Genomic DNA, 13,930 nt, shown 5'->3' on the forward strand with positions numbered 1-13,930 from the left:
TCGGAAAGCACCGATGCCCGAATTGCCCGAAGTCGAGACCGTGCGCCGCGGCCTGACGCCCGCCCTCGAGGGCCGGGTGATCGCGCGCGCCGAGATCCGCCGCCCCGACCTGCGCTGGCCGTTCCCCGAACGGATGGCCGAGCGGCTGACGGGCGCGCGAATCGACGCGCTGGGGCGGCGGTCGAAATACCTGCTGCTGCACCTGAACCGGGGCGAGACGCTGATCGTGCATCTGGGCATGTCGGGCCGCATGGTGGTCGAGGACGCGCCGGTGGGGGTCTTTCACCACGAGACCGGGCGGCTGGCGCAGCACGACCACGTGATTTTCCACATGGATCACGGGGGGCGCGTCGTCTTCAACGACCCGCGCCGCTTCGGGGCCATGGACCTGGTGGCGACCGACCGGCTGGAGGACCACCGGCTGCTGGCCAAGCTGGGACCCGAGCCGCTGGGCAACACCTTCGACGAGGATCACCTGGTCCGCGCGTTCCGGGGCAAGGCGACGCCGGTGAAGGCGGCGCTGCTGGATCAGCGGATCGTGGCGGGCCTGGGCAACATCTATGTCTGCGAGGCGCTGCACCGCGCCGGCATCGCGCCCACGCGGCGCGCGGGGCGGATCGCGGCGGCGCGGGTGCGGCGGCTGGTGCCGGTCATCCGGCGCGTGCTGGACGACGCCATCGCGGCGGGCGGATCATCGTTGCGCGACTACCGCCAGGCCGACGGCGCGCTGGGCTATTTCCAGCACACGTTCCGCGTCTACGACCGCGAAGGGTGCCCCTGCGTGACCGACGGATGCGACGGCACGGTGCGCCGGATCGTGCAGTCCGGGCGCTCCACATTTCATTGTCCGGTGTGTCAAAGATAGTTTGACCGCCCGGCGGGCGCTGTTAAGGCTGCTGATCTGATGAAACAATGAGGGGCCATCTCAATGGCGTTCAAGTCCATCATCGTCGAGATCGAAGACCATGTCGCGCTGATCCGGCTGAACCGGCCGGATGCGATGAACGCGCTGAACAGCGCGCTTCTGGGCGAGCTTGGCCAGGCGGTCCGCGAAGCCGACCAGAACGAGAAGGTGCGCTGCATCGTCATCACCGGGTCGGAAAAGGCGTTCGCGGCCGGGGCCGACATCAAGGAGATGGCCGAGAAATCCTTCGTCGACGTCTATAGCGACAACCTGTTCGGCGACAGCTTCACGCCGCTTGAACAGTGCCGCAAGCCGATCATCGCCGCCGTGGCGGGATACGCGCTGGGCGGTGGCTGCGAGCTGGCCATGGTCTGCGATTTCATCATCGCCGCCGACACCGCCAAGTTCGGCCAGCCCGAGATCAACCTGGGCGTCATCGCGGGCCTTGGCGGCACGCAGCGCCTGACACGGCTGGTGGGCAAGTCCAAGTCCATGGAGATGCACCTGACCGGGCGGTTCATGGATGCCGAGGAGGCCGAGCGTGCCGGGCTGGTCAGCCGCGTGGTGCCCGCCAAGAAGCTGATGGAGACCGCCATGGCGGCGGCCCAGAAGATCACCGAGAAGTCGCAGCTGAGCGTCGTCGCCTGCAAGGAGGCGGTCAACCGCAGCTACGAGACGACGCTGGCCGAGGGGATCCTCCACGAACGCCGCCTGTTCCAGTCGCTGTTCGCCACCAACGACCAGAGCGAGGGCATGGCCGCCTTCTTGGAGAAGCGCGAGGCGCAGTTCCGCGACCGCTGAGGCGGCGATCGCGCGTCGGGGGTTCACAAGCGCCGCGCGCTGGTGTATGCGCCCCGCCACATGCGCGTGAGACCCGCCCTGGTCGGATTGCCCGGTTGCCTGAAGCACTCGGGGTCGGAGTCTTCCGTGCGCCAAGACATGCTGATGACCCGATAAGGATCCGATACAATGGCCAATACGCCGCAATCCAAGAAGCGCGCCCGTCAGAACCAGACCCGCGCCCTGATCAACAAAGCCCGCCGTTCGCGCATCCGCACGTATCTGCGTCGCGTCGAAGAGGCGATCGCCTCGGGCGACCAGGACGCGGCCGCCACCGCCCTGCGCTCGGCCCAGCCGGAACTGATGCGTGGCGTCTCCAAGGGCGTGTTCCACAAGAACACCGCCGCGCGTAAAATGTCGCGCCTGTCCGCCCGCGTGAAGGCGCTCGGATAAGCGGCAACTTGCGAAAATGCCACGACCAAGAAAGCACGCCGCGGCGTGCTTTTTTCGTTCTATGCGTGTGTGTGAACCGGTTTCCACGGTGTTTCAAAGGGCTACGAGATTCGGGCTCACGAAAGCGCGAGTCAATCCAGATTGTGTCGTTGCGGGAGTGTGAAGCCGCGGTCTAACTTCGTCATGCGATTCACGATTGGGGGGACATGGGGCGGCCTAGTGCCGGTAGGTCCGAAAGAAAAATTAGGACCCGAACCCCACCGAACCGGAGAAAATCGCCGATGCAGGATGTGTGTGCTGCCCTCTGGGCCCTGCGCGGCGAGCGTTTTCGGAACGGTTTCATGTCCAAGTAAGGAACGAGCAGTGGTGTCTCGCGCCGGATGGCGCGTTGGCTGATTTGTTTCCGAAGCGTGGCAGATTGCCGGCTCTGGCCGGTTGTCGTTTGTTGCCATCGCCCTTCAACCCCTGCGTGCATGGCAAGGCAGAGGCCCGCGGGGGCATGGGTACGGCAACAGGGACAGAAAGATTGGAAATGACTCACGAGATTTGGGCGCGTGTGTGTGAGCGGCTTGAAGGCAAGGTCGGGCGGAACAACTTCGTCGCGTGGATCGATCCGCTGCAGTTCGACAGCCTGTCGGACGGCGTTCTGACGTTCGGGGTCCCTTCCAACTTCATGGGTAACTGGGTCGATCGCTATTTCCGCGACTCGATCCTGCAGGAGGTTCATGCCCAGACCGGGCAGGACGTGCGCCGCCTGGCCTTCAACGTTCAGCGCCCGGCCAACGTCGAAGCCCGCCCCAAACCCCGCGCCGCCGCCCCGCAGCCCGCGCAGCGCCCCAAGCCCGAGCCCACGGTGCCGGCGCCGGCCGCGCAGGTCGCGGCCCGTGCGGACGCGGGCACCCGCGCCCCGCTGTCCGACCAGGGCGCGCCGCTGGACGAACGTTTCACCTTCGACAACTTCGTGGTCGGCAAGCCGAACGAGCTGGCCCACGCGGCCGCCCGCCGCGTCGCCGCCGGGGGCGTGGTGTCGTTCAACCCGCTCTTCATGTATTCGACCGTCGGTCTGGGGAAGACCCACCTGATGCACGCCATCGCCTGGGAGCTACGCGCCAAGCGGCCGGACCTGCGCGTGCTCTACCTGTCGGCCGAGAAGTTCATGTACCAGTTCGTGCAGGCCCTGCGCGACAAGCAGATGATGAACTTCAAGGAGCTGTTCCGCTCGGTCGACGTGTTGATGGTCGACGACCTGCAGTTCATCGCCGGCAAGGACAGCACCCAGGAAGAATTCTTCCACACGTTCAACGCGCTGATCGACCAGCGAAAGCAGGTGATCCTGTCCGCCGACACCGCGCCCGGCGACATCGAGGGCATGAGCCAGCGCATCGTGTCGCGCCTGCAGTCGGGGCTGGTGGTGGACCTGCACCCCACCTCGTACGAGCTGCGCCTGGGCATCCTGCAGCAGAAGGTCGAGCAATTCTCGCCCGAGTTCGCCGGCGTGACCTTCGACGACGGCGTGCTGGAGTTCCTGGCCCACCGCATCTCGTCCAACGTGCGCGAGCTCGAGGGGGCGCTGACCCGGCTGTTCGCCCACGGCGCCTTCATGGACCGCGTCGTGGACGTGCCGCTGGCGCAGGAATGCCTGCGCGACGTGCTGCGCAGCTCGGAAAAGCGCGTGACCATCGACGAGATCCAGCGCACCGTGGCCGACCATTTCAACATCCGCCTGTCGGACCTGCTGGGCCCCAAGCGCAACCGGGTCTACGCCCGCCCGCGCCAGATCGCCATGTACCTGTCGAAGGTGATGACCGAACGCTCGCTGCCCGACATCGCCAAGCGTTTCGGCGGCCGCGATCACACCACGATCATGCACGGTGTCCGCCGGATCGAGGACCTGCGCCAGGACGACGTCCAGATTGAGGAGGATCTGACCCTTCTCATGCGGGCGCTGGGCAACCGCTGAACCGCGGGTCGGGCGGTTTGCGCCGTGCCGCCGCCCCACCCGCGCCGCGAGCTTAGCAATCGGGCCACAGGGGCCGGTTTTTTCGTGCCTTTCCCGTTGCATCGCGGCCTGTTTCGGCTAGCGTGACCGTCCCGGCACATGGGTGTCGCCTTGACGTGGGAGCGTGACATGAAAACCAGCATCGAGCGTGGCGCCCTGCTGCGCGCCGTGGCCCGGGCCCAATCGGTGGTCGAGCGGCGCAACACCATCCCGATCCTCGCCAACGTGCTGATCGAGGCCGAGGGCGACACCGTCACGTTCCGCGCCACCGACCTGGATATCGAGGTGGTCGATCACGCCCCGGCGAAGGTCGAGCGGGCGGGCGCAACCACCGTGAACGCCGTGACCTTCCACGACATCGTCCGCAAGCTGCCCGACGGCGCGCTGGTGAACCTGACCGACGACGGTGCCTCGGGGCGGCTGGCGGTCGAGGCAGGGCGGTCGAACTTTGCGCTGGCCACCCTGCCGCGCCAGGACTTCCCGGTCATGGCCACCGCCGAGTACGCCGCCAATTTCACCGCGCCGGCCCCGGTGCTGCGCCGCCTGTTCGATAAGTCGAAATTCGCCATCTCGACCGAGGAGACTCGGTACTACCTGAACGGCGTCTACATGCACGTCGCCGATGGCGAGGGCGGGCAGGTCCTGCGCTGCGTGGCCACCGATGGCCACCGCCTGGCGCGCGTGGACGCGCCGCTGCCCGAGGGGGCCGAGACCATGCCCGGCGTCATCGTGCCGCGCAAGGCGGTGGGCGAGCTGGGCAAGCTTCTGACCGACGACGACACCGAGATCTCGGTCTCGGTCAGCGAAACCAAAGTGCGCTTCGCCACGCCCGAGATCACGCTGACCACCAAGGTCATCGACGGCACCTTCCCCGACTATACCCGCGTCATACCCACCCAGAACGCCCGCAAGCTGGAGGTCGACGCCAGCGATTTCGCCCGCGCGGTGGACCGGGTCGCCACCGTCAGCAGCGAGCGGTCGCGCGCGGTGAAGATGCAGCTGGAGGACGACCGTCTGGTCCTGTCGGTCAACGCGCCCGACGCGGGCAATGCCGAGGAGGAGCTGGTCGTCGCCTATTCCGACGATCGGCTCGAGATCGGGTTCAACGCCAAGTACCTCCAGGAAATCGCCAACCAGGTGGACCGCGAGAACGCGGTGTTCCTGTTCAACAGCGCCGGCGACCCGACGCTGATGCGCGAGGGCGACGACACCTCGGCGGTCTACGTGGTCATGCCGATGCGCGTGTGACCCGGATGGGCCTTGGGGGGCCAGCCCCCCAAACCCCCCGGAGGTATTTCCGGAAAGATGAAGCCGGGGGCGCGCACCCATGCACGTGACGCGCCTGGAGCTTTCCCATTTCCGCACCCATTCCCGCACCGCTTTGGATCTGGACGGCCGACCGCTGGCGATTTTCGGGGCGAACGGCGCGGGCAAGACCAACCTGATCGAGGCCGTGTCGATGCTGAGCCCCGGGCGGGGCCTGCGCCGGGCCACCGGCGACGACATGGCGCAGAGGCCCGCCGCTTTGGGCTGGCGCGTGGGCGCCGAGGTGGTTCGCGGGCCCGAGACCCACGAGATCGACACCCGCACGGCGCCGGGGCAGGGGCGATCGCTGCGCGTCGACGGCAAGGCCGCGCCGCAATCGGCGCTGGGGCGGCTGGTGCCGATGACCTGGCTTCAGCCCAGCATGGACCGTCTCTGGATCGAGGGGGCCGAGGGGCGGCGGCGGTTCCTGGACCGGTTGACCCTGAGCTTCCTGCCCGGCCACGCCGAGGTCTCGCTGGCCTACGAGCGCGCGATGCGCGAGCGGAACCGGCTGCTGAAGGACGGGGTGCGCGACGCGGGCTGGTACGCCGCGCTGGAGGCCCGGATGGCCGAGGCGGGCGCCGATATCATCGCGGGTCGCGCCATGGCGGTCGCGCGGTTGCAGGCGGCGCAGGAGGACGCGGCGACGGCGTTTCCGGTCTCGGACCTGGCGATCGCCGACCCCGAGGATGCGCCGCCGTTCTCGGCCGAGGCGCTGGCGGCGGGGCGCGGGCGCGACATGGCGGCGGGCCGCACGCTGACCGGGCCGCACCGGGCCGACCTGACGGCCGTGTTCCGTGCCAAGGGCGTGCCCGCCGCGCAATGTTCCACCGGCGAGCAGAAGGCGCTGCTGATCTCGTTGATCCTGGCCAATGGCCGCGCGCTGCGGGCCGAGACGGGGCACGCCCCGCTGGTCCTTCTGGACGAGGTCGCCGCACATCTGGATGCCGGACGGCGTGCCGCGCTTTACGACGAGATCTGCGCGCTGGGCGTGCAGGCCTTCATGACCGGCACCGGCCCCGAGCTGTTCGACGACCTGGGTGACCGGGCCCAGCGGGTCGAGGTGCGGGACGAGGACGGGCAGAGCCGGGTGGTCCTGCATTAGGGCTTGCGCCCGCCGCGTAACGCGCGCTTGGTCGCGCCATGACGCTGTCGCCCACCGATCTGTTTCTTTACGCCGCGGGGCTTTTCGCCCTGTTCCTCACGCCCGGCCCGGTCTGGGTGGCGCTGCTGGCGCGCGCGCTGTCGGGCGGATTTCACGCCGCCTGGCCGCTGGCCCTGGGCGTGGTCGTGGGCGACGTGCTTTGGCCGCTGCTCGCCATCCTGGGCGTGTCCTGGGTGGTCTCGATCTACGGTGGGTTCCTCGACCTTCTGAAATGGGTGGCCTGCCTCGTCTTCATCGGCATGGGGGCCGCCATCCTGCGCCACCGCGACGCCGAGATCGGACGCGACAGCCGCCTGACGCGACCGGGGATGACGGCCGGATTCCTGGCGGGGCTGGCGGTGATCCTGGGCAATCCGAAGGCGATCCTGTTCTACGCGGGGATGCTGCCGGGCTTCTTCGACCTGGGCGCCCTGACGGTTTTGGACATCGTGGTGATCTGCGGTCTGTCGGCCGCCGTGCCGCTTGTCGGCAACCTGATCCTCGCGCTCAGCGTCGACCGGGTGCGGGCGATCCTGGCCTCGCCCGCCGCGGTGCGGCGGACGAACACGACCGCCGGGATCCTCCTGATCGGCGTAGGTCTGGCGATCCCCTTCGTGTAACACCAAATATTGTGCCCGGCGCGTGACAAGGTGGTGAAAAACCACTAGAAACCGGTGACAACAAATGTGCAGGCGGACATGAGCGAACAGACCCTTCAGCCGGAAGAATACGGCGCGGATTCCATCAAGGTTCTCAAGGGCCTGGAGGCCGTGCGCAAGCGCCCCGGCATGTATATCGGCGACACCGATGACGGATCGGGCCTGCACCACATGGTCTACGAGGTCGTCGACAACGGCATCGACGAGGCGTTGGCGGGCCACGCCGACGCCGTGACGGTGATCCTGCACCCCGACGATAGCGTTTCGGTCAGCGACAACGGCCGGGGCATCCCGGTGGGCATCCACGAGGAAGAGGGCGTATCGGCGGCCGAGGTCATCATGACCCAGCTGCACGCGGGCGGGAAGTTCGACCAGAACTCCTACAAGGTGTCGGGCGGCCTGCACGGCGTGGGCGTATCGGTGGTGAACGCCCTGTCCGACTGGCTGGACCTGCGCATCTGGCGCGACGGCAAGGAGCACCACGCCCGGTTCGAGCGGGGCGAGACCGTCAAGCACCTGGAGGTCGTGGGCGACGCCGAGGGCCGCAAGGGCACCGAGGTGCGGTTCCTGGCTGCCACGGACACGTTCAGCAACCTGGAATACAGCTTCGAGACGCTGGAAAAGCGCCTGCGCGAGCTGGCCTTCCTGAACTCGGGCGTGCGCATCATCCTGCGCGACGAGCGCCATTCCGAGCACCGCGAGGCGAACCTGTATTACGAAGGCGGCGTGCGGGAATTCGTGAAATACCTCGACCGCTCGAAACAGTCGGTGATGGCCGAGCCGATCTTCATCTCGGGCGAGCGGGACGGGATCACCGTCGAAGTCGCCATGTGGTGGAACGACAGCTACAACGAGATGGTGCTGCCCTTCACCAACAACATCCCGCAGCGCGACGGCGGCACCCATCTGGCGGGTTTCCGGGGCGCGCTGACGCGGACGATCAACCTTTACGCCGGCAGCTCGGGCATCGCGCGGAAGGAAAAGATCAATTTCACCGGCGACGACGCGCGCGAGGGGCTGACCTGCGTGCTGAGCGTGAAGGTGCCCGACCCGAAATTCTCGAGCCAGACCAAGGACAAGCTGGTGAGCTCCGAGGTGCGTCCGGCGGTCGAGGGACTGATGAACGAGAAGCTGGCGGAGTGGTTCGAGGAGAACCCGAACGAGGCCCGCAATATCGTCACCAAGATCGTCGAGGCGGCGCTGGCGCGCGAGGCGGCGCGCAAGGCCCGCGAGATGACGCGCAAGAAGTCGTCCTTCGACGTGGCGTCGCTGCCCGGCAAGCTGGCGGATTGCCAGGTGAAGGATCCCGCCCAGCGCGAAGTCTTCCTGGTCGAGGGCGACAGCGCCGGCGGCTCGGCCAAGCAGGGCCGCGCGCGGTTCAACCAGGCGGTTCTCCCGCTGAGGGGCAAGATCCTGAACGTCGAGCGCGCGCGCTTCGACCGGATGCTGGGCAGCCAAGAGATCGGGACGCTCATCACGGCCCTCGGCACCGGCATCGGCCGCGACGAGTTCGACATCGACAAGATCCGCTATCACAAGATCATCATCATGACGGACGCGGACGTGGACGGCGCCCATATCCGCACGCTGCTGCTGACGTTCTTCTTCCGGCAGATGCCTGAAATCATTGAGAAAGGGTATCTCTATATCGCGCAGCCGCCGCTCTACAAGGTGATGCGCGGCAAGTCCGAAGTGTACCTGAAGGACGAGGCCAGCCTCGAGGATTACCTGATCCAGCAGGGCGTCGACGGCGCCGTTCTGCGCCTGAAGGACGGGCAGGAGATCGCGGGCAACGACCTGCTGCGCGTGGTGGAAGAGGCGCGCACGGTGCGCCGCATCCTGCAGGCTTTCCCGACCCACTACCCGATGAAGATCCTCGAACAGGCCGCCATCGCGGGCGCCTTCGCCCCGGGCCAGGCGGATGCCGACCTGCAGGGCACCGCGGACCGCGTGGCCGCGCGGCTGGACCAGGTCGCGATGGAATACGAGACCGGCTGGCAGGGGCGGATCACCCAGGACCACGGCATCCGCCTGGCGCGGGTCCTGCGCGGCGTCGAAGAGATCCGCACGCTGGACGGCGCCGTCCTTCGGTCGTCCGAGGCGCGGCGGCTGGGCGAGCAGACCGGCGCGTTGCAGGGCGTCTACCGCGACCCCGCCAAGCTGGTGCGCAAGGAACGCGAGCAGCTGATTCACGGTCCGCTGGACCTGCTGGACGCCATCACCGACGAGGGTGAGCGCGGGCTGACGCTGCAACGCTACAAGGGCCTGGGCGAGATGAACCCGGACCAGCTGTGGGAAACCACGCTGGATTCCGAGGCCCGGACGCTGCTGCAGGTCAAGATCGAGGACGTGGCCGAGGCCGACGACATCTTCACCAAGCTCATGGGCGACGTGGTGGAGCCGCGGCGCGATTTCATCCGCTCGAACGCGCTGTCGGTGGAGAACCTGGACACCTGACACGGTTTAGGCGCGCGGTCCCGCAGGACGCCTGGCCCGCGGGGCCGCGTCAGCCGAAGCGCTGGCCGTGCGTGTCTTCGCCCAGGCGTCCCAGGATGCAGGCCGTCACGTGCTCGGCGTCATCGCCGACGGCCAGGAAACGGCCCGAGCCCCAGGTGTGCAGCCAGCCGAGCCCGAGGAAATAGATGCCGTCCACGTCGCACACCCCGCGCCGGTGGATCGGGCGCCCGGTCTCGTCCAGGCATTCGACCCGCAACCAGCCGTAATCCGGCCGGAACCCGATGCACCACAGGATCGAGGTGATGCCTTCCGCTTCGGCGTCGATCTTTGTTATCTCGGTCTCGGGGCGCCAGACCTTTTCGAACGGCGGCTCGGGCGGGGCGTCGATGCCGTTGTCGTCGATATAGGCGTCGATCATCTTGCGGATGCCCAGGTAGCTCGCGTCCGCATCGTCCAGGTTCCGTTCGAGGTCGGGCGCGAAGGTGATCGTGGTCCCGTCCATGCCGGTGACCGAGCCGTAAAGCTGAAGGCCGTCGCGCGCGAACTTGCGCAGGTCGATCTCGTGCCCGCCGTCGCGGCCGGACATGTAGTGGTTGGTCTTGGCCTCGGTCGCCTTGGGGTCGGGCTGGTCCGCGATGGTGCGCTCGTAATACCCCATCTCGTAGAGCCAGTCGGTCGCGTCGCGGCCGCGATACATCCGCGGGCTACGCGGGGCGGGTCCGACGGCCAGCGCCACGTCGCGTCCCGCGATGCGAAGGTCTTCCATCAACTGGACGCCGGACTGGCCGGTGCCGACCACCAGGCATCTGCCCGCCGGTATGTCCGCGGGCCGCCGATAATCCCGGGTGTGAATCTGAGCTATGGAGGGGGCGAGATCCGCGGCGAAAGGTGGCGTGACGGGGCGTTCGTAGCCGCCCGAGGCCACGATCACGTGCGCGGCGGACCAGTGGCCGCCATCGCTGTCCACGTCGAAGCGCCCGTCTTCGGTGCGCTCCACGCGGGTGACGGTGACACTTTCGCGCAGGGGGGCGTCGAAGCTGTCGGCGAAGGCTTCGACGTAGTCCACGATCTCGTCCTTCGGCATGAAGCCGTCGGGATCGTCGCCCGCGTAGGGAAACCCGGGCAGGCGGCATTGCCAGTTCGGCGTGACGAGGCAGAAACTGTCCCAGCGCTGGTTTTTCCAGGCGTGAAAGCGCGTGTGACGTTCCAGCACGACATGCGCGACCCCGGCGCGGCACAGGTACCACGACGCCGACAGCCCCGCCTGGCCCGCCCCGACGATGACCACGGGAATCCGGGTGCGGGATTTCGGAAGCGGGCTCACGTCATCGACAGGCATGTGACGGTCTCCTCTGGCGAGAACTCGGCGGCGCGGACCCGGATCGACGCGGCCTGCGCGTCGGCCGAGCTGCATCGAAAGCCGAACTTGGCCTCGACGCGGCGGGCGGCCTGGTCCAGCCCGGCCTGGCTGCGCGCGAGGAACTCGGGCAGCGGATAGCTCTGACCGGCGCTCAGGTGTTCGTGGATGCTGGTCGACGGGGAATAGCACGACTCCTCCCTGCCATCGGGCCAGCGAATGAGGAACCTGACTTCAGGCATCGGCGGGCTCCTTCCGCGGGGCAAGACCGAGGTAGCGCCGCGCGCCGTGATCCCAGAGCGTCGCGCGCACCGTGTCGTCGCACAGGGCCACCGTGCTGCCCGCTTTCACACGGCCGATGGCCGCCGCGGCGATGTCGCGCGCGGCGAACCGCGCGAGGACCGCGGGAACGTCCGCGGGCCGGGCCGCCAGGAGGAAGCCGAAGCTCGGGAAGGTGGTCATCCAGCGATCCAGCGCGGTTCCGTCGGGGCGCGGGATCTTGTCGACGTCGATCTCGATGCCGGTGCCCGAGCACTCGGCCAGCATCAGGGCCGTCCCGGCGATGCCGCCCTGGCTGATGTCTTTCCCCGCGTGTACCAGGCCGGACTCGGCCAGGTCGGGAAGCAGCGCCAGGTCGCCGCGCAGCCGCGCGGGGTCGACGCCCAGGAAGGCGGGGAAGTTGTCGCTGTCGCCCGCGTAGCTGCCGCGCAGGTCGATCGCGGCGACCAGGACATCGCCGGGCCGGGCGTCGAAGCTGGTGATCAGCGCCCTGGCGTGCCCGAACATGCTGGCCGCCAGCTGCGGCCGGTCGGTCCGCAGGTTGGAATGCCCGCCGACGATCGGGATGCCGTAGGCGGCGCTGGCCTCGGCCATGCCCCTGAGGATCTCGGCCGCCGTCGCGGCGTCGGGCGCCCAGAGCGCATTGGTCAGCGCCGTGGCGCGCCCGCCCATGGCCGCGATGTCCGAGGCGTTGACCATGACCGCGCACCAGCCGGCGAACCATGGCGCGTCAGCGACGAAGTCGTTCATGAACCCCTCGGTCGCCAGCAGGTGCCAGCCGTCGCCGTCGGGCAGGGCGGCGGCGTCGTCGCCGGGGCGACCCGGGGTGTCCTGCCCCAGGCCCAGCGCGCTGCAGACCGTGTCGATGTCGCGTTTGCCGGTCACGTGAGGGTGCACGGCCAGCGTGGCGGCCAGGTTTGCCAGCCCGGTCATGCCGCCCGCTGTTTCGTCAGGGCCATCCAGCCGCGGGCGGGATCCTCGATCGGCGGATAGGCGGCCAGGTCGGCGCGCATCTTCATGTGGGGATGACCGTGCAGGTCGCGGGTGCCCATCCCGGTCCAGTGCAGCTTTTCGAACAGGGGCACGTTCTGCATCTGGACGTATGCCAGGAACAGCTTGCAGCCACGCGCGTGGGCGGTGCCGACGGCGAGCCGGATCAGCTCGGCCCCCAACCGTCCGACCCGGCGGTATCCGGGGGCCACGGCCAGGCGCGAGCCCCACCACACCTGCGGGTCGGTTTCATGGATGCGCACGGTGCCCACGACCTCGTCCGCCTCGGACGCCATGGTCGAGATCGCGACCAGCGGCAGGGCGATCTTGTCGACCTCGTCGCGGTCGTGGGTCGGGAAGATTCCCTGTTCCGTCACGAAAGTGCGGTGCCGCAGCGACGCCGCGCCGCCGATCTCCCACGGCAGGGTGGCCTGGCGGATCAGGAACTCGGGCGTGACGAAGGCGCCGGGTTTCTCGATGATCATGCCGGAATCCTTTCACGCGGGGCGAACTTCTCGAACGCCGACAGGGCCGAACACGCGCCGCATCGTCCGCAGCCGGCCTTGATGTCCTCGGACCGCATGCCGTTCTCGTGGATCATGCGGGCCAGCGGCGGCAGGACGCTGTGCATGAAGGCGGGTGTCGGGGCCGGGTGGCTTTCCAGCGGCGTGCCCGAGACCGGCACGAAGGGAACCACGAACGGGTAGACGCCCATGGCCGTCAGGCGCCCCGAGATATCCAGGATCGCCTCGGCCGTGTCGCCTAGCCCGGCGAGAATATAGGTCGAGACCTGCCCCCAGCCGAAGACCTCGACCGCGGCGGCGAAACTGTCGAAGTATTTCTCCAATGGCACCTGCGCCTTGCCGGGCATGATCTCGGCCCGCAGCTCGGGCGTCACGACCTCGAGATGCATGCCGAGACTGTCGATACCGGCGTCCTTCATGCGGCGGTGCCAGGCGTCGTCGTCGGGTGGCTCGCACTGGCCTTGCAGCGGCAGGTCGACGGCGGCGCGGATGGCCTCGGCGCTGTCGGCCAGCACCCGGGCGCCGCGATCCTTGCCGGCGGGCGTGCCGGTGGTCATCACCATGTGCTTGACCCCGTCCAGCCGGACGGCGGCGCTGGCCACCTCGGCCAGCTGGGCCGGCGTCTTGTGGGCGATGGTGCGCCCGGCGGCGAGGCTTTGACCGATGGCGCAGAACTTGCAGGTCTTCTTGCGGCTTTCGTAGCGGATGCAGGTCTGCAGCACCGTGGTCGCCAGCACGTCCTTGGAGTGCAGCTGCGCGATGTGGCCGTAAGGAATGCCGTCGGCGGTTTCGAGGTCGAGGAAGCTGGCCCGCTTCGGAAAGCTCACGCGGGCGAAAAAGGCGCCGTCCTTGGTCACCCGCGCGTGGCCGTCGGCATCGGGCGCATCGACGACGTAGGGGCTGTCGAACGCGGCATGGGTGTGCACCGGGATCATCACCGTGATCCCGTCGATGGTGACGGCCTTGTGGTCGGTCGGCCCGGCCCCGCCGCGGCGGCTGTCGGCGCCGGCGCGCGGGTCGATCATGCGCATGCCGCGGGTCTGAAGATCGGTGATGACGGAACCTGTCTGGCTCATGGG

At 68.3% G+C, this 13,930-nt stretch carries 13 protein-coding genes; 8 read left to right on the forward strand and 5 right to left on the reverse strand.

Features of this window, described 5'->3' with window-relative positions:
* Positions 1-13 precede the first annotated feature (13 nt).
* The 8 genes from mutM to gyrB all read left to right on the forward strand — a co-directional run bounded on the left by mutM (position 14) and on the right by gyrB (position 9,701).
* Positions 14-865 (forward strand): bifunctional DNA-formamidopyrimidine glycosylase/DNA-(apurinic or apyrimidinic site) lyase, encoded by an 852-nt coding sequence (gene mutM / locus BUB76_RS05635; RefSeq protein WP_073127680.1) that lies wholly within the window; start codon positions 14-16, stop codon positions 863-865.
* Between the two features lie 63 nt (positions 866-928).
* On the forward strand, positions 929-1,705 hold the full coding sequence (locus BUB76_RS05640) for an enoyl-CoA hydratase (RefSeq protein ID WP_073127682.1): 777 nt from the start codon (positions 929-931) through the stop codon (positions 1,703-1,705).
* 168 nt (positions 1,706-1,873) lie between these two features.
* On the forward strand, positions 1,874-2,137 hold the full coding sequence (gene rpsT, locus BUB76_RS05645) for a 30S ribosomal protein S20 (protein ID WP_073127684.1): 264 nt from the start codon (positions 1,874-1,876) through the stop codon (positions 2,135-2,137).
* Positions 2,138-2,669: 532 nt separating this feature from the next.
* The gene (dnaA, locus tag BUB76_RS05650) at positions 2,670-4,097 is read left to right on the forward strand and encodes a chromosomal replication initiator protein DnaA (RefSeq protein ID WP_073127687.1); all 1,428 of its coding nucleotides are present in this window, start codon (positions 2,670-2,672) and stop codon (positions 4,095-4,097) included.
* A gap of 168 nt (positions 4,098-4,265) precedes the next feature.
* Positions 4,266-5,384, forward strand: coding sequence for a DNA polymerase III subunit beta (gene dnaN / locus BUB76_RS05655; RefSeq protein WP_073127688.1), 1,119 nt, complete (start codon positions 4,266-4,268; stop codon positions 5,382-5,384).
* A 79-nt stretch (positions 5,385-5,463) separates the two neighbouring features.
* Positions 5,464-6,546 carry a DNA replication/repair protein RecF gene (gene recF, locus BUB76_RS05660; protein WP_073127690.1) on the forward strand — a complete coding sequence of 361 codons (1,083 nt, stop codon included), beginning with the start codon at positions 5,464-5,466 and terminating at the stop codon, positions 6,544-6,546.
* Positions 6,547-6,584: 38 nt separating this feature from the next.
* Entirely contained in the window at positions 6,585-7,205 is a 621-nt protein-coding gene (locus BUB76_RS05665) for a LysE family translocator (RefSeq protein ID WP_073127692.1), read from the forward strand.
* Positions 7,206-7,283: 78 nt separating this feature from the next.
* Positions 7,284-9,701, forward strand: a complete 2,418-nt coding sequence (gene gyrB / locus BUB76_RS05670) for a DNA topoisomerase (ATP-hydrolyzing) subunit B (protein WP_073127694.1) — start codon at positions 7,284-7,286, stop codon at positions 9,699-9,701.
* A gap of 49 nt (positions 9,702-9,750) precedes the next feature.
* On the opposite strand, the gene BUB76_RS05675 is transcribed toward gyrB, so the two are convergent.
* Genes BUB76_RS05675 through BUB76_RS05695 form a run of 5 tightly spaced genes read right to left on the reverse strand, consistent with a single transcriptional unit; the run spans position 9,751 to position 13,927 of the window.
* Positions 9,751-11,040, reverse strand: coding sequence for an MSMEG_0569 family flavin-dependent oxidoreductase (locus tag BUB76_RS05675; protein WP_073127696.1), 1,290 nt, complete (start codon positions 11,038-11,040; stop codon positions 9,751-9,753).
* Entirely contained in the window at positions 11,022-11,300 is a 279-nt protein-coding gene (locus BUB76_RS05680; protein WP_073127698.1) for an MSMEG_0570 family nitrogen starvation response protein, read from the reverse strand. Before BUB76_RS05680 ends, BUB76_RS05675 begins: the two co-directional genes overlap by 19 nt.
* Positions 11,293-12,270, reverse strand: coding sequence for a sll0787 family AIR synthase-like protein (locus BUB76_RS05685; protein WP_073127700.1), 978 nt, complete (start codon positions 12,268-12,270; stop codon positions 11,293-11,295). Before BUB76_RS05685 ends, BUB76_RS05680 begins: the two co-directional genes overlap by 8 nt.
* Positions 12,267-12,812, reverse strand: a complete 546-nt coding sequence (locus BUB76_RS05690; RefSeq protein WP_073127703.1) for an MSMEG_0567/Sll0786 family nitrogen starvation N-acetyltransferase — start codon at positions 12,810-12,812, stop codon at positions 12,267-12,269. Before BUB76_RS05690 ends, BUB76_RS05685 begins: the two co-directional genes overlap by 4 nt.
* Positions 12,809-13,927 carry an MSMEG_0568 family radical SAM protein gene (locus BUB76_RS05695; protein ID WP_073127705.1) on the reverse strand — a complete coding sequence of 373 codons (1,119 nt, stop codon included), beginning with the start codon at positions 13,925-13,927 and terminating at the stop codon, positions 12,809-12,811. The genes BUB76_RS05690 and BUB76_RS05695 overlap by 4 nt, the downstream gene beginning before the upstream one ends.
* Between the last annotated feature and the right edge of the window lie 3 nt (positions 13,928-13,930).

The sequence above is a fragment of the Palleronia salina genome (assembly GCF_900141995.1).
Classification (GTDB): Bacteria; Pseudomonadota; Alphaproteobacteria; order Rhodobacterales; family Rhodobacteraceae; genus Palleronia; species Palleronia salina.